This window comes from Streptomyces sp. NPDC053367 (genome assembly GCF_044545925.1).
GTDB lineage: Bacteria > Actinomycetota > Actinomycetes > Streptomycetales > Streptomycetaceae > Streptomyces.
Genome location: NZ_JBITYN010000015.1, coordinates 15,276 through 30,170 on the forward strand (window position 1 = coordinate 15,276; position 14,895 = coordinate 30,170).

Genomic DNA, 14,895 nt, shown 5'->3' on the forward strand with positions numbered 1-14,895 from the left:
TTCGCCGGGGGCCTTACCCCCCCCCCGTTTCGGCGGGCGTTTGGATTCCCGGAGGCCCCAACCCGCCATACCCCCCCCCCCCCCCCCCCCCCCCGCATCGTCGAACTCACCACCGACCACCTCCACCACGACGCGGATCACACCTACCTGACGATCATCCGCCACCCCGTCGTCCTGCCACCGAAGCTCGCCCGCCTCATCAACGACCACCTCGAAGACGGATCCCGGCACGGCAACGAAGCCAGCAGGTACCTGCTGCCGGGCCGAGCCCCCGGGCGCCCCCGCAACCCTGCGGGACTGTCCGACAAACTCAAGCGCTACGGCCTACCCGCCCGCGCAGCCCGGAACACGGCCATGATGCAAGCACTCGTCGACCTGCCACCCGTCGTGCTCTCCGACTTGATCGGCATCCAGCCGAGAACTGCGGAACGCTTCGCAGCCATGACCGGCGAGAACTGGTCCGACTACCTGGCCGCGACCCGCCCAGACCCGCACCAAACGAGTTGATGGGGTGTGTGCATCAGGCAACGATAGGACGCCCGGCGGGATCGGTGATATCTGCACGTTCATGCCGTGCTTCTCATGCTTCCCAAAATAGAAGGGCCAGTCGGCCGCGATTCGGTCGATCGGCAGCAACGTGCTGTCCAAGGATCGAATGCTTAGTGGAGGCGGCGGTGCAGCCCGCGGGCCGCAGGTCCGCAGCCAGAGCGGCGAGGACCGCACCCGCAGCGACCGCCTCAAGCGCTGAACACTTCGCGAAGCGCTGCAGGCGGCCGCGAGCCGGCAGGCCGGAGACGACGAAAGGCGGATCAGCGCGCCGGCTCAGACGTGCCTCGCGCCTGGTCGCGGCTGGCGACCACCAGGTATCCATCGTTCTCGGGGTCGAAGGTGGTGGACTGCACCGTGAGCCCGACACTCCGCAACTGCGCCACGAGGTCCTCGTACCGGTAGGGCCAGATGGACAACCGCTCCGAGCAGGCTCGCACTGCCCCATCCGGCTCGATCTGGGCGACCACGATCTCGAGGAAGTGTTCCTGCTCCCAGCACTGCTCGATCTGCCAGTAGTAGCTGACGACCGCATCGCGGTCGTCGCGGCGGATGAGTCGATCGCGGACGTCTACCCGTGAGCCGGCGGAGCGCACGAGCTCCCAGTTGCGTGAGTGGAGCACAAGGCGTCCGCACGGATTCAGCAGCCGCGACATCGCTTCCAGTGCGGTCAGGCGCCCGGCTGCGCCCTCGGCGTGCCCGAGCGAGTTGCCGACGCAGAACACCAGATCGAACGTGGAGTCCTCCAGGTGGTCGGGCAGCTCATCCCAGCTCGCGCGGAGGGCTCGAAGCGAGACACCCTGCTCGTCGGCGGCCTTCTCGGTCCGGCGAACCATCCCATTGCTGGCGTCTGCGGCGACCACGTCAAGGCCAAGACTCGCGAGACCGACGGCGAGCTGGCCGGTTCCACACGCGCAGTCGAGGACGCGCGCGTTGGGCGGCAGAGAGCCCACAACATCGCTGTAGTAAACCGCGGCTGCCTTGGCGGGGGTCAACCTGTCGTCACCGATCAGCCACTCGTATACCTCGGAAAGCGCCCCATAACCAGCCACCGCGATAACCTCCATCACTCGACGCCACGCGGGCTAGACCGCGCCTGCGATTCGGACCTTGCGCCTCGCACTGTGCCGGGCCGTGTCAGCGCATTGAGCAGGACCCAACCACTTCCGGCCGCTGAGACTCCACCGGATTTCGTGGGAAACCACGACACGCCGCACCGACGCAGGTCCCCACTCCACCAGCGCCCCATCGGCCACGATGGGTACCGCGGCCGACAAGCGCGCGTTCACTGCGGAGCGCTTTACAGGTCATCTCATTTGGTGAGTCGGCGGTAGCAGATGAGTGTGCAGGCGATGCTGGTAAAGGCCAGGAAGTGGCTGGCTTTGCGTTCGTAGCGTCGGTGGAGGCGTCGGCATCCGGCAAGCCAGGCCATGGTGCGTTCGATCGTCCAGCGGTGCCGGCCCAGCCGCTGGCTGGAGTCCGTCCCTTTGCGGGCGATCCGGGGCGTGATGCGGCGGTCGCGTAACCATCGCCGCAGGTGGTTGTAGTCGTATCCTTTGTCGCCGTGCAGCTTGCCCGGCCTGCGCCGCCGTCGACCACGGCGGGAGCGGATCGGCGGTATGCCCTGCACGAGCGGGATCAGGGCCTGGCTGTCGTGGACGTTGGCACCTGAGATGCCGACGGACACGGGCAGACCCGTGCGGTCGTTGATCAAGTGGACCTTCGAGCCGTACTTGCCCCGGTCGACAGGATTCGGGCCTGTCAGTTCCCCCTTTTCAGGGCCCGCATGTTCACCGAGTCGATCGCACACCGGGACCAGTCCAGCTCGCCGCGGGCACCGAGCTCGTCGAGGACCAGGCGGTGGAGCTTGGCCCACACTCTGGCCTTCGACCACTCGGTGAACCGGCGGTGGGCCGTGGCTCCCGAGGGCCCGAACGAGGCGGACGGCAGCTGCTGCCACGTGCAGCCCGACGTCGCGACGAACACGATCGCGGCCAGCACTTCCCGATCTCCGTGCCGTCGCCGACCACCGCCTTGCGGACGGGTCGGCACCTCCGGCACCACCCGCTGGAACAACTCCCACAACTCATCCGGCACCAGCCGCTCAACGATCCCCACGGCGACAGGCTATCGAACACGCCAAATGAGATGACCTGTAAGACCGTGTCCTACGTGGTGAGGCGTCGTTGACCTCGGTATGGGGCGGGGCACATGGAGTTGGATTGTTCCGGACGGGATGTGGGAGATCGCGAAACCGCTGATCCCGCCGTCGAAGGTGCGGCCGCAAGGCGGCGGAACGCAGGACACGCCTGATGAGACGCTGTTCGCGGCCATCATCTACGTACTGATCAGCGGCTGCGCATGGCGCCAACTACCGCCTTGCTTCGGCATATCGAAGTCGACCGCCCACCGCCGCTTCCTGATCTGGTCGAGAGCCGGTGTCTGGGGGCGGCTGCACGAGGCCGTGCTGCACCGACTCGACGACGCAGGCCTCATCGACGTCACCCGCGTCGTCCTCGACACCGCTCACGTCCGCGCCAAAAAAGGGGGGCGAACACACAGGTCCGAGCCCCGTGGACCGGGGCAAACCGGGTTCCAAGATGCACATCCTGTCGGACGCGAACGGCCTGCCCCTCCTCGTCGGCGTCTCCGCCGGCAACACCCACGACAGCGAAGGACTGAAGCCGATGGTGGAGGGTCACCAAACGAGACACGACCCCCACCGCGGCCGCCACTTCAAGCCCCAGCGCCTGCACGCCGACAAAGCCTACGACCGGGCCGACCTGCGCAGATGGCTCCGTGGGAAGCGCATCGGCGTGCGCATCGCCCGCAAAGGCATCGAGTCCAGCGAGCGATTAGGGCGCCGCAGGTGGGTAATCGAGCGGACGATGTCCTGACTGTCCGGCTACCGCCGACTCAGCCCCCGCTACGAACGCGATCCCCGCAATTACCTGGCCTTTCTCGGACTCGTCGCCGCCCTCTGCTGCCACAAGCGACTCATCCGCCTCACCACATAGGACACGGTCTTATCCGGGCAGTTGTGCAGCGTCTCAGTGGCGCACGAACTGTGTCCGCTTCGCTACGGTCCGGCACTCACGGAGGTCTTCACGAAACGGGATCTGCTCCACGAGCAGTGCACGGGTACGGACTTGGTGGCGGTGTTGGACCGGGAGCCGGTACTGGAGGGGATGCCGTTCATCCTCAGGCCGGACGGTTCCTACGACGTGCATCTAAACCGGTTCTTCCGGGCCTTGCCCACGTTGGGCTGTCGCTCTGCTGAGAGCTGGAAGGGGTACGCGCTCGATCTGGCGGTGTGGGGGCGGTTCCTGCATGAGCGGCGGGAGTGCTCTGTGTGGACGGCGGAGAGGGCGGACTTCGATGCGTTCTACGCCGCCCGCCGTCTGTCCGAGGTCCCCTTTCGGGTGACAGCGGAAGACGTGGAACCGGTCGTGGGCGGCGCTGGACAAGTTCTACCGGTGGGCGATGGATGAGCGCCTGGTGAGCGTCCAGGCCCTCACCTTGGACAATGAACAGCTGCGATCCGAACTCGCGCGCTGCGGCACTGTCACCGCTATCCTCAGCCGCGCGGGAAGAGATAGGTGATGATCCCGACGATCGTGCCGATCACACCGGCTACTCCACCCAGTACGCTCCAGACGAAGAGGATGACCTCTCGCTGACTGCCGCCTGTCACACGGTGATTTGCACTCCTTCGAGCAACGAAACCCTGCAGCCCCTTCGGCTCGTTCAGCAAGATCGTCCGGGTCAGGTATGTGTCAACCGGGTATGCAGCGACCAACATAAAGAAGGCTCCAACGCCGATGGCCCCTCCGACCCCGGAGCGGAAGTAGAACAGGCCCATGCCAGCAACGAAAATGCACCACTGCTCAAGACGGTTGAGCCACTTCGTCAGACCGGACCCCAGAAACCTTGCTTGAGCGAAGGTGTCGGCAATACGGGTCGCAGCCCGTTGCTCCCATGTTTCACTGCCGCCACTCAGGCAGGCCTCGGCAAACGGCTGCCTGCCAAAGGGGCGCCAAGTGCGCGTGGTCTTCCCGATCTCGATGGTGATTCGCGGGTCCTCAGCGGCCAGTGAGCGGCGTTCGAAAGTCACACCTGTGATCACTTGGGAGCCCTGCATGTCGGTCTTGAAGGCATCGAGGTCAGTCCACCTACGCGCCGTCGTCGTCCTCCATCGCACTCCGTTCTGGTCGGTCGACTCAGATAGCTCCTGGCGAGATATGACCAACTGGCCATGCGGAATTTCCTCTTCCAGTATCTTGACCAGTTCCTCAACGTTCCGCCAGGAGAACCAGCAGCCACGTCGTCTGAGACTCATCCCCCACTCGACCATGGCGGGAAGATAGCGGCTGCTGATCATCTCGGGAAGACGACCCCTGGAAGTCTCGATGCTTCCTCGCCGACACTGGAGTCATCGAACAGTGAGCCTTTTCAGCGTTGCCACCGATCGGGTGATGACCTTGGTGCCCGCAACGGACAGGGCTCCCGTGCCGTTGGGTGAGGTGTTCGAAGTCTCAACCTGTCGGTCCAGGAGCCCTGTTGGTTCCTTATCCTGCCGCACTCGATCTGCCTCATGCGCTGGTCGAGTGGGTCACGATGCTTATCGTCACCCGTGAGGGTGACCGCCGCTGCAATCTCCCTCCGCACAAGCGCGCCCTCGTCGCTCTCTCCTACCTGCGCAAGCACGACACTCTCGCGCAGATTGCCGCCGGGTTCGGCATATCCGTAGGCACCGCTCACGCCTACACCACCGCCGTCGTGCGGCTCCTCGCCGACCGGGCGCCGGGCCTGCTCAAAACCCTGCGCGAGCACGACCCGGACTACGTGCTCCTGGACGGCACCCTCAGCGAGTGCGACCGCCTGGGCGACGGACGCGCTGATTACTCCCACAAGCACCGGCGCCACGGCGTGAACGTGCAAATCGTCACCGATCCCCAAGGCCAGCTTCTGTGGATCTCGCCGGCCTTGCCGGGCCGCGCTCACGATCTGACCGCCGCACGCACCCACCGCATCATCCGAATCTGCGAACGCCAGGGCGTCCCGATCGTCGCCGACCGCGCCTACATCGGTGCCGGCTCCTGGGTCACCACCGCCATCCGCCGCCCGCCCAACGGCGAACTGTCACCGACCGAACGGACGCTGAACCGAGCACTCGCCCAGGCCCGCGCTCCTGTCGAACGAGGCGTCGCCCGCCTGAAGTCCTGGCGGATCTTTCGCCAAAGCCGCTGCAGCCCGAACCGCATGACGGACATCGCCGCCGCGGTCCTCACCCTGGAGAGGCAACGCTGAAAAGGCTCATGGAGTCCGTGGCTTCCGTCGGGTAAAGATGCAGGTGAACGAGAGTGCTCCCCGCGCATGCGGAGATGGTCCCACCACGTACGCGATCGCGCTCCCCGCGCCCGCGGGGATGGTCCCGACCCCGAGGCGGACGACGTCCGACACGAGGAGTGCTCCTCGTTCCCGCGGCGGTAGCCACATCGCGCGGGAGCCGGTCGGGTCGCCCACCAGGTACCCGCACATGCGGGGTTCTTCGTCCAGGCGCTCCTGGAAGACTGGCTGCACCTGTGCTCCCTGCACAGGCGGGGGTCGTCCCGACGAGCTCCTCGCGGGCGCCGTCGACCGGGGTCCCATCCCGCGCAGGGCGGTGCCGGCGGTCTGGCCGCGCTCGCCGCGCGTGGGGGAGGCTCTCCAGGGCGACGTATTCGAAGAGCAAGCTGCAGTGCTTCCGGCGCTGGCGGGGAAGGTCGAATCAGCGGCACCGCTTAGCTGGCAGCGGAGGCATGGCGGCCTGCGGAGCTCGGCCCCGTCTTTATGGTGATTCGCGCGTGTTGCCGGGATTCATTGAAAGTCATAAAATCCGTGGCGTTCGTCGGGTAAATGATGCAGGTGAACGAGAGTGCTCCCCGCGCGTGCGGGGATGGTCCCACGTAGAACGTCGCCGCGGCGCCGGACAGCAGGTGCTCCCCGTCCCGCGGGGATGGTCCCACCGCACTGAACACGAAGGTCGAGATGCCGTCGTGCTCCCCGCGCCCGGGCATGGTCCCTACGGGAGTAACCACGAAAGCGTGGACTGCGTGTGCTCCCCGCGAATGCGGGGATGGTCCCAACGCGCTCAAGCCCCGGCATTCGACGGGATCGCCCGCGGGAATGGTCTCCGAGACCTCCAGCACCCTTGCCAGGTACATCGTGCTCCCCGCTCATGCGGGGATTGGTCCCGTGCTGGCTTTGTTCATGAGAACGGACAGCAGATGTTCACCACTTCGGGAGGCGGCAAAGCCCATCGAAGGATTCGAACGGCGCGTGGGTTTCAGGCCCGAGCGCCAGTTTTGCGGAAGGCTTTGTGAGTGCTGTCCCCTGCGGGGCGGCTGTCAGACCCCGTTCATAGGATCACGGCATGTCTGATGCCTTCACCGTCTTGTGGACCCATGACACGTGCCGTGCGCTGCGCAAGGCGGGTCGCGTGGGAGAACGCCCGCCGGTCGCCTTCAGCGGCGTTCACTCATCCCTGCCCGCGTGGACGGGTGCTCGTGCTGGGGACGAGGTGTACGCGCTGCATGTCAACCGGCGCGAGGTTTTCGTGGTGAGTCAACTGCGGGTGATCGACACGGAACGACGCGACTGCTGCGGCGCGGCCCCCGCGACGTGGGAGGACCCTGCGTATCCCGGGCACGGCGACTGGGCGATGCTCGGCGCCGGCGGCTGCGGCGCCATGGCGGTGCATGTGGACGCGACGCCCGTGCGCTTCGATGTGGCCATCCCCGGTGAACTGCTTGCGAGGCTTACCTGGCGCAACCGCCGAGGTCAGACCCGCGGTCTGAAGTACGTGGTGGATGGCCGACTTGAAAACTCGGTCAGCCTTCAGGGTTTCTACCGTCTGACCCCCGAGGCCGCTGGCGAGTTGGCGGAATTCGTCGGCAGCTCTGCCCCTTGATGCTGAGGGACGGGCGAGGCATAAGCCCCGGCAAGCGTCGCCGCCCTCTACCGCAGTAGTTGGGGAAAAATCGAACAAGGTCGAGTGCGGTGCCTCCCGAAGTGGTGAACATCTGCTGTCTGTTCTCGGGTTCTGGCCACTTTCCGTGGAGTGCTGACTGAGTGTGATGTCAGCGGTGTGTGGTGGGATGGCTGGACCTTTGCTGCCGTGACCTGCTGGGAGTCCGCCTTGATGCCCGTGTACTCGTCTCTGACCCACGCCCTGGCCCAGGCTTTGGTCGATGTCCTGTGGTTCGTGGAGGGTAGTGATGACGAGCAGATGGATCCGGACGACGCCGTCAAGGTCATGGAGGGCGTCGCTCACGTGGTCAGCAAGCTGTCGGGCGAACAGCGGAACGAGTTGATCGAACTGCTGGGGGCGATGGCCGCCGCCGAGTCCGACCCGGCACGGCGCGAGTTCCTGGAAGGGTTCCCTGAAGGCTTCGGACTCCTTGAGGACAGGGTCTGATCTGTGCTCTACGAGCAGAGCAGGGCGAAGCCGGCCCGGCCGAACATCTGGCGTTTGAGCATCTTGGTTCGGTTGACGTGGCCTTCGACGACGCCTGAGCTCCAGGGCAGGGTGAGGCCGGCGATGACCGCATCGCGGTCACGGTCGATGCCCGCGGCGAGTGTGTGGAAGCGGGGGGGCGTCTTGCCGGACGGCATCGAGCCACTGCGGCAGCCCTTCGCCCTGGCGCTCGGTGAGCATCTGGCCGAAGGAGCGGACGTGGCTGGTGAGGGCGCCCAGTTCAGGGCAGTGGACCAGAAAAACGGCCTCGAGTCGAAGTTGCTCCGTCTCGTTGAGAATTTCCGGCCGGCGAAGGATCCATCCGGCAACGACACGGGGTCACGGTGGCCGAGCTGTGACGGGACCCGGCGAGAGCCGCTTCTCCCGAAAGTAGGCGCGAACCCGCTGGCAGCTGCCCTGATAGCCGAGCGGTACGATCTCTTCCCACACCGTCTAGGCGTTCGTGCAGCCCTGGTTCCAGCGGGCTTGACGGCGACGCTCCAGGGTCGGGAACGTGGCGCTGCTCGGATCCGCGATGATCCTTTCGACAGCTTTCACGGCCCTGGCCAGGGCCGGTGCGAAGCGCGCCGCCGCCGGTGCAGCCGCCTCCTGCTCCTTGCGCTCCGCCTCGCGCCGCTGCTGCAGCCCCGGCCAGGCGGGGGCCTCTTCACACCCCCATGCGCTGTCCGCGCGTACGCGGTGCCGCCTTCTCGGACTTGGTCAGGCGCCGGTCCCAACTGCCGTGTGCGGTACAGCTGTAGGCACTTAAGCCGGCCCCGTCCCCGTCCCCGTCCCCCAAATCCGTAACACCCATGGGCTAAAGGACCGTTGACAGAAGTGATCGGCTGGGCTCCGCCTGCTCCTGCGCCGCCGGGTGCCCGCAGGGCCGCCCGGCGGCTGGGATATGTTGACGTCCGGGCCCGGCGTGGCTGAGGGCTCCGGGGTCCCGGGGCTCGCGCCCCGCGTCCCGTGGGTCCGTAATGCCCCATTTGTCATGCACTCATCATGGGTTGCCGTACGCACTGGAGGTCGGTGTGCATCCGCACCGCAGATCCTGGCTCCTCGGGCTGGTCGTCGCCCTCACCGCCGTTCTCGCCGCGCCCACCCCGGCCTCGGCGGTCACCGTCACGCCCGGGGCGGTCTTCAACGACCCCGCGGGCACGGCCGCCGACCAGAACAGGATCCGCGACCATCTCGTCTCGCTCATCGGCGACGCCCCGGCGGGCAGCTCGGTGCGCATGTCGATGTACACCTTCACCGACGGCCCCGTCCGGGACGCGCTGATCGCGGCCAAGAACCGGGGCGTCTCCGTGCAGGTGATCCTCGACCACTTCTCCTCCGAAACCGTGACCGTGGGCGGGGAGCTGGAGACCCTGCGCACCGCGCTGGGCACGGACCGGACCCAGCCCTCGTGGCTGCTGGACTGCGGCAGGAACCGCGGCTGCATCGGCACCCGCCCGCTGACCAGGTCCGACGGCTCTCCGGACTACCCGATCAACCACAACAAGTTCGTCCTCTTCTCCCACACCGGAGGGGCGGACAACGTGGTGGTGCAGACCTCGTTCAACCTGACGACCCACCAGCGCGAACGCCTGCACAACAACGCGGTGACCCTCGTCGACAAGGGCCTCTATGACATCTACCGGGCCTACTTCGACGACCAGGTCGCCTACGCGGCCGGCGCCGGCCTGAGCCACTACTACAAGACGCCGACCAGCACCACGAATCCGGCGTATAAGGCGTACTTCTTCCCGCGCAAGGAGACGTCCGGCACCACCTACCAGACCGACGCCTCCACCGACACGGTCAAGCTGATCCTCGACAAGGTGAACTGCGCGGCTGGCTCCGAGGTGCGCATCGCGGCCAACCTCTTCTACCGGACCCACATCGCCGACAAGATGGTCTCCATGGTGGACGCGGGCTGCTCGGTGATCCTCGCCCACGACAGCGACCCCAACGGCGGCGGCGACGGTGTGAACTCCATGGGCCAGACCGTCGAGGGCATCCTCTCCGGGCAGCTCACCCAGCGCGTGGAGTGCTGGGAGACCCCGCCCGCCGGGCGCACCGGCAACATCGGTCTGCACTCCAAGTACCTGCTGGTCAACGGCACATACGACGGTGTCGCCGGCAAGAAGATCGTCTGGACCGGCAGCCACAACTACTCCTACCAGGCGCTGCGGTCGAACGACGAGACGCTGCTGAAGATCGACGACGCCACTGTCTTCGACCAGTACAAGGCCAACCACGTGCAGCTCATGCACTACTGCGCAGGCAGCTGACCCGCAACCGCCGGCCCCTATGAACGGCGGCGGCAACGGCCGGAGGGCCGGGCTCCCACGGGAACCCGGCCCTCCGGAGGGCGTGATCGTCCGGTTCGTCCGACCGGCGGATGCCCCTTTTCGGCCGGTGGCGGCGGCGTGCTGGTGGGCCCGGACGATGGTGGGGTCGATCTGGACCAGCCAGTCGATGTCACCGGCCGCGTCCGCACGGGCCTGGATCTGCTGCAGGGCACGGGCGAACACGCCGTCCAGGGCGTAGCGGCGAAAACGGGTGTAGACCGTCTGCCAGGGGCCGTAGCGTTCGGGCAGGTCACGCCAGGAGATCCCGGTCCGGATCTTGTAGACCACCCCGTTGATGACCTGCCGGTCCAACACCCGCGGCCGGCCCGTCACAGCCCGCGGTATCAGCGGCGCGAGTAACTCCCACTCGAATTTGGTGAGTTCATGGCGACGTATCACCCCACCATGATCCACCATCCGATGATCTTTGAAGACGGACCCTAGGGCATCGCTCCCGGAGCAGATCCCGTTTCGTGAAGAAGACCTCCATGGGTGCCGGAGAGTAGCGAAGCGAACACACTTCGTGCGCCACAGAGACGTGGCACAACTGCCCAGATAAACACCGAGACGACCGGCCTGGACGACGACGCCCGCATCGTTGAGATCGCCATCTACAGCCCCGCCGGGCACGTTGCCCTCGAAACCCTCCTTAACCCGGGCGAGCCGATCCCCGAGGATGCGTCCGAGGTGCACGGCATCACCGACCAGATGGTGGCTCAGGCGCCCTCGTTCAGCGAGGTGCTACCCAAGCTGACCGAAGCCCTCGCCGGCCGCCGCCGCCTGATCTACAAAGCGTCATTCGACAGTGCCCGGCTACAGCACGAACTGGCCCGCCACCACCAGCAGGCCGGCCACCCCGCCCCCGATGCTGCGGCCCAGGCATGGCTTGGGACATGGCAGGCCGAAGACGTGATGAAGCCGTACGCGGAATGGGTCGGGGAGTGGTCTGACTACTGGGGAGGTTACGCCGGGCAAGGGCTCCACGGCGGGCACCGGGCGCTCGGCGACTGCAAGGCCCTACTCGAACGACTCAAGGAGATGGCGAAGGGCCGTGGGTTCGCACTTTCCGAAGGGGGCTCGAAGCCGAACCGACGGGTGGTACGACCATAGCCGCACTTGACGGGCCAGGGTTTGCGATGATCAGGTGAGCCCAAGGGCGGCTGGCGGCCGGGTCATGTCTCGCTTGTGATGGCGTAGGCCCTCGGCGGTATTTTCCCACCGGTTAGGCGGAGCGCCTTCCAGCAGCGGCCGGAACTCGCTGATCTCGTTGCTCTTGCCATCGATCGTGTCCGTCCTGGTCCGCGGCGCGAGAGGCGGCGGCACGATGGGTGAGCCAGCCGCCGATCGCCACGTCGAACGTGTCACCGTCAATGCGCTGCGGTGCCCGGCGCACGGTCGCCTCGCTGGGCGCACGGTAGGGCCGGCCCGGATCGCGCAGCGTAGCCCCGCAGCAGAACAACAGCCGGTCAGAGTCATCGGTGGCCCACTCGGCGATCGCGGTCAGGGACTTCGCTCCGGCCAGGGCAGCGCCGGAAGTCACGGTCAGGACGTACGGCAGCGGTGACGGCGGCCCCGACGACAACGCGATTTGGGCAGGCCGGGCAACCGCTCCAGCAGGTCGGGCAGTTCGCCGGGGCACGCCGGATCTCAGCCCACGAGTTGGCCCAGCCCGTCGGGTATGGGTGATGCTGGCGCAGCAGGCACGGTCTTCCGTTGTGGTGATTAGTGAGCCTTTTCAGCGTTGACGCTCCAGGGTGAGGATGGCTGCGGCGATGGCGGTCATGCGGTTCGGACTGCAGCGGGCCCGGCGGAGGATTCGCCAGGTCTTCAGCCTTGCGATGCTTCGTTCGACTGGTGCTCGCGCCGCTGACAGGGCTCGGTTGATCGTCTGCTGGGTCGTGGTGAGGTCCCGGTTGGGGAGCCGTCTGATGGGTGTGGTCACCCAGGGGCCGGCGCCGATGTAGGCGCGGTCGGCGAGGACGGGGACGCCCTGGCGTTCGCAGATCCGGATGATGCGGTGGCTGCGGGCCGCGGTCAGGTCGTGAGTGCGGCCGGGCAGCGTGGGCGAGATCCACAGCAGCTTGCCGGTGGGGTCGGCGACGACCTGCACGTTCACGCCGTGGCGGCGGTGCTTCTGGGAGAAGTCGGCGCGGCTGTCCCCGACCCGGTCACACTCGGCGAGTGTCCCGTCGAGCAGGACGTGATCAGGATCGGCTTCCCGCAGAACCCGCAGCAGTCCGGGTGCCCGGCCGGACAGGTGCTGGACGACTGCTTTGACGTAGGCGTGGGCGGTGCCGACGGATATGCCGAAGCCGGCGGCGATCTGCGCGAGTGTGTCGTGGCGGCGAAGGTAGACCAGGCCCACGAGGGCTCGCTGGTGGGGCGGGAGCTTGCAGCGGCGGTCACCCTCACGGGTGACGATGAGCATGGATACCCACTCGACCAGGGCGTGCGGCAGGTCGAGTGCGGCAGGATGGGGAACCAACAGGGCTCCTGTGCCGATGGGTTGAGACTTCGAACACCTCCCTCAACGGCACGGGAGCCTTGTGCGTTGCGGTCCTCGTACTGACTCGGCCGGGGTCACTCGATCAGTGGCCACTCTGAAAGGGCTCAGTGAACTTAGACACTCCATGATCACCAGAAGCCGTGCCTGCGCGCATATCGACAGCCCGTCATGAACCGCCCAACACCGCCGACTTGGGCATCAGGCCCTTACCAGAGGCTTCGGGCCGACCGCGAGAACGACGGAGCCCTGCCTCCTGCATCGTCCCGGTCACCCTTAGCTTTCCAACTTGCGCCTGCCGGGCAATGGGATGAGAATTGAGGAAGGAAATGCATCCCATTCCCGGCTTTGGGCGCGGAAGTGGCAGTTCCCTTCGCCATCCGGTCTTGGACTAGACGCAGGTTGCTCTCGATAGCTGAGGGCCCCGTCCGCCTCGTCTTCTCGGGGCATTCCCCTTGACGGACGCAAACGGCAACTACACCATGACCGCGATGACGCTGCGCGAGTGAAGCTCGCGCGAATTCCGGGGTACTGCGATCGTCAGCCGCTGCTCAGACTGGGCAACATTAGTGCTTCCTAGTCAATTCCAGCCAACCACACCAAGGCAGGGAGCAGTCATGACGAAGGTACTTGGAACGAGCGACACGGATGACGGAGTTCTTGGAGTCAGTCAGGCCTCCGGGAAGGCTGGCGTTGCCGGTGTCGACGAAAACGGCGGCAACGGCCTTTACGGACGTGGCCTCAACGGTGTGTGGGGACATGGAAAGGGGGGCGACGGTGTTCTGGGACTGACCGAATCCGCCGCCAAGTCCGGCGTCGCCGGAGTCAACGACCACGGCGGTAACGGACTGTACGGCAGGGGGCGGACCGGCGTGGCGGGAGACGGGAAAGGCGGGAACGGTGTATACGGGGTGAGCGATACCGAAGACGGCGTCATTGGGGTGGGCATAAATGCCGCCAAGGCAGGCGTGGCGGGCGTCAACGACAACGGTGGCAACGGCGTATACGCCAGGGGCCGCAATGGCATAGTCGCGATAGCTCTAACAAACCCGGGCGGGGGCAAGGCGGGTGTATTCCAGGGTGACGTTGAGGTCACCGGCGACTTGATCCTGACGGGTGGAGATGTAGCAGAAGAGTTCAATGTCTCTGAGCAAGTGAGCGGACCCACCGAGGTCGGCCCGGGCACCGTCGTGGTCCTGGACAGCGATGGGTCGCTGGCGCCGTGCGAACACGACTACGACCCCAGCGTGGCGGGTGCCGTCGCCGGCGCTGGGGACCGCGTCCCGGCTCTCGTGCTCGATCGTCAACCGCGCGAAGTAAAGGACGGAGTGCGCCGATCGGCTGTGGCTGTCACCGGCAAGGTCTGGTGCCACGCGGATGCCTCATCTCGACCCATCCGTGTCGGCAACCTGCTCACGACGTCCTCGACTCCCGGTCACGCGATGGCCGCCCTCGACAGAGACGCAGCCTTTGGCGCCGTCCTCGGGAAAGCACTGACCCCCCTGGTATCGGGCAGAGGGTTGGTCCTCGTCCTCGTCGGCCTCGGCTGACTCACCGTCAAGCAGTTGCGGCCTCCAAAAGGTCTGGTGCCGCGCCGACGCGTTCGTCGAGGGCGATTCAGGTCGGCGACCTGCTGACGACCTCCTCGACTCCTGGCCACACCGTGGTTGCGACCGACCGTGAGGCCGCATTTGGCGCGGTACTCGGGAGGCCCCTACTCCCTTGGCGTCGGGGACAGTATGGTCCTGGCTCTCGTCGGCCTGGGTTGAGATTTTCGGCATCCAGCTCGAGCGTCCGCCGCCCCATCGCTCGGCGCTTGGGGAAGTTGCCTCTCCAGGAGTGTACGGATTCGTGTCGAACTGACGGGACATCCAAAAATGCCAAGACTTCGAATAGCAATCCACAGTGCCCGTGATCGAGGCGTGCTGCCTCAGTACAGGCCCGATGGAAATGTGCGTGAACTCGTGCGTCGTCTGGATATGCTGGCACCGATCTCCACGCGCCACCTC

At 66.3% G+C, this 14,895-nt stretch carries 13 protein-coding genes and 4 pseudogenes; 9 read left to right on the forward strand and 8 right to left on the reverse strand.

The window, feature by feature from the left end:
* A pseudogene (locus tag ACIGXJ_RS34205) lies at positions 1–507 on the forward strand (hypothetical protein); the annotation flags it as partial.
* Between the two features lie 28 nt (positions 508–535).
* Here ACIGXJ_RS34205 and ACIGXJ_RS34210 read toward each other — a convergent pair.
* From ACIGXJ_RS34210 to ACIGXJ_RS34220, 3 genes and pseudogenes are all read right to left on the reverse strand, one after another.
* Positions 536–718: pseudogene (locus ACIGXJ_RS34210) on the reverse strand (IS5/IS1182 family transposase); the annotation flags it as partial.
* 91 nt (positions 719–809) lie between these two features.
* Entirely contained in the window at positions 810–1,613 is an 804-nt protein-coding gene (locus ACIGXJ_RS34215; protein WP_399653908.1) for a class I SAM-dependent methyltransferase, read from the reverse strand.
* A gap of 245 nt (positions 1,614–1,858) precedes the next feature.
* A protein-coding gene (locus tag ACIGXJ_RS34220) for an IS5 family transposase (RefSeq protein ID WP_399654265.1) occupies positions 1,859–2,658 on the reverse strand; the annotation gives its coding sequence in 2 pieces (ribosomal slippage) (positions 1,859–2,320 and positions 2,323–2,658; 798 coding nt in all).
* Between the two features lie 85 nt (positions 2,659–2,743).
* Here ACIGXJ_RS34220 and ACIGXJ_RS34225 point away from each other — a divergent pair.
* Positions 2,744–3,563: pseudogene (locus ACIGXJ_RS34225) on the forward strand (IS5 family transposase).
* 36 nt (positions 3,564–3,599) lie between these two features.
* Complete coding sequence (locus ACIGXJ_RS34230) at positions 3,600–4,037, forward strand: hypothetical protein (protein WP_399653911.1); 438 nt, start codon at positions 3,600–3,602, stop codon at positions 4,035–4,037.
* Between the two features lie 86 nt (positions 4,038–4,123).
* Here the strand turns inward: ACIGXJ_RS34230 and ACIGXJ_RS34235 are convergent, their stop codons facing one another.
* On the reverse strand, positions 4,124–4,927 hold the full coding sequence (locus tag ACIGXJ_RS34235) for a hypothetical protein (protein WP_399653914.1): 804 nt from the start codon (positions 4,925–4,927) through the stop codon (positions 4,124–4,126).
* 179 nt (positions 4,928–5,106) lie between these two features.
* Between ACIGXJ_RS34235 and ACIGXJ_RS34240 the strand changes: the two genes are divergently transcribed.
* The 3 genes from ACIGXJ_RS34240 (at position 5,107) to ACIGXJ_RS34250 (ending at position 8,005) form a co-directional block, all read left to right on the forward strand.
* Positions 5,107–5,856: a transposase family protein gene (locus tag ACIGXJ_RS34240; protein WP_399653916.1), complete on the forward strand. Its 750-nt coding sequence runs from the start codon at positions 5,107–5,109 to the stop codon at positions 5,854–5,856.
* 1,105 nt (positions 5,857–6,961) lie between these two features.
* Entirely contained in the window at positions 6,962–7,498 is a 537-nt protein-coding gene (locus tag ACIGXJ_RS34245; RefSeq protein ID WP_382584679.1) for a hypothetical protein, read from the forward strand.
* A gap of 150 nt (positions 7,499–7,648) precedes the next feature.
* Positions 7,649–8,005 (forward strand): hypothetical protein, encoded by a 357-nt coding sequence (locus ACIGXJ_RS34250; protein WP_399653918.1) that lies wholly within the window; start codon positions 7,649–7,651, stop codon positions 8,003–8,005.
* Between the two features lie 8 nt (positions 8,006–8,013).
* On the opposite strand, the gene ACIGXJ_RS34255 is transcribed toward ACIGXJ_RS34250, so the two are convergent.
* The gene (locus ACIGXJ_RS34255) at positions 8,014–8,202 is read right to left on the reverse strand and encodes a hypothetical protein (RefSeq protein ID WP_399654289.1); all 189 of its coding nucleotides are present in this window, start codon (positions 8,200–8,202) and stop codon (positions 8,014–8,016) included.
* A gap of 852 nt (positions 8,203–9,054) precedes the next feature.
* On the opposite strand from ACIGXJ_RS34255, the gene ACIGXJ_RS34260 reads away from it, so the two are divergent.
* Entirely contained in the window at positions 9,055–10,323 is a 1,269-nt protein-coding gene (locus ACIGXJ_RS34260) for a phosphatidylserine/phosphatidylglycerophosphate/cardiolipin synthase family protein (RefSeq protein ID WP_399653921.1), read from the forward strand.
* A 243-nt stretch (positions 10,324–10,566) separates the two neighbouring features.
* Here the strand turns inward: ACIGXJ_RS34260 and ACIGXJ_RS34265 are convergent.
* A pseudogene (locus ACIGXJ_RS34265) lies at positions 10,567–10,800 on the reverse strand (transposase); the annotation flags it as partial.
* A gap of 75 nt (positions 10,801–10,875) precedes the next feature.
* Here ACIGXJ_RS34265 and ACIGXJ_RS34270 point away from each other — a divergent pair.
* A complete protein-coding gene (locus ACIGXJ_RS34270) occupies positions 10,876–11,493 on the forward strand; it encodes a 3'-5' exonuclease (protein WP_399653924.1) in 618 nt (205 codons plus the stop codon).
* A 112-nt stretch (positions 11,494–11,605) separates the two neighbouring features.
* Here the strand turns inward: ACIGXJ_RS34270 and ACIGXJ_RS34275 are convergent, their stop codons facing one another.
* Together ACIGXJ_RS34275 and ACIGXJ_RS34280 are read right to left on the reverse strand one after the other, a co-directional pair.
* Positions 11,606–12,022, reverse strand: a complete 417-nt coding sequence (locus ACIGXJ_RS34275; protein ID WP_399653927.1) for a transposase family protein — start codon at positions 12,020–12,022, stop codon at positions 11,606–11,608.
* Between the two features lie 96 nt (positions 12,023–12,118).
* Entirely contained in the window at positions 12,119–12,868 is a 750-nt protein-coding gene (locus ACIGXJ_RS34280; protein ID WP_399653929.1) for a transposase family protein, read from the reverse strand.
* A 635-nt stretch (positions 12,869–13,503) separates the two neighbouring features.
* On the opposite strand from ACIGXJ_RS34280, the gene ACIGXJ_RS34285 reads away from it, so the two are divergent.
* Entirely contained in the window at positions 13,504–14,436 is a 933-nt protein-coding gene (locus ACIGXJ_RS34285; RefSeq protein ID WP_399653931.1) for a hypothetical protein, read from the forward strand.
* Positions 14,437–14,895 lie beyond the last annotated feature (459 nt).

What these genes read in the sequence shown, in the direction of transcription:
- ACIGXJ_RS34235 (WP_399653914.1), bottom strand. Translation starts at nt 4,927, where the DNA reads ATGATCAGCAGCCGCTATCTTCCCGCCATGGTCGAGTGGGGGATGAGT.
- ACIGXJ_RS34255 (WP_399654289.1), bottom strand. Translation starts at nt 8,202, where the DNA reads ATGCCGTCCGGCAAGACGCCCCCCCGCTTCCACACACTCGCCGCGGGC.
- ACIGXJ_RS34245 (WP_382584679.1), top strand. Translation starts at nt 6,962, where the DNA reads ATGTCTGATGCCTTCACCGTCTTGTGGACCCATGACACGTGCCGTGCG.
- ACIGXJ_RS34215 (WP_399653908.1), bottom strand. Translation starts at nt 1,613, where the DNA reads ATGGAGGTTATCGCGGTGGCTGGTTATGGGGCGCTTTCCGAGGTATAC.
- ACIGXJ_RS34285 (WP_399653931.1), top strand. Translation starts at nt 13,504, where the DNA reads ATGACGAAGGTACTTGGAACGAGCGACACGGATGACGGAGTTCTTGGA.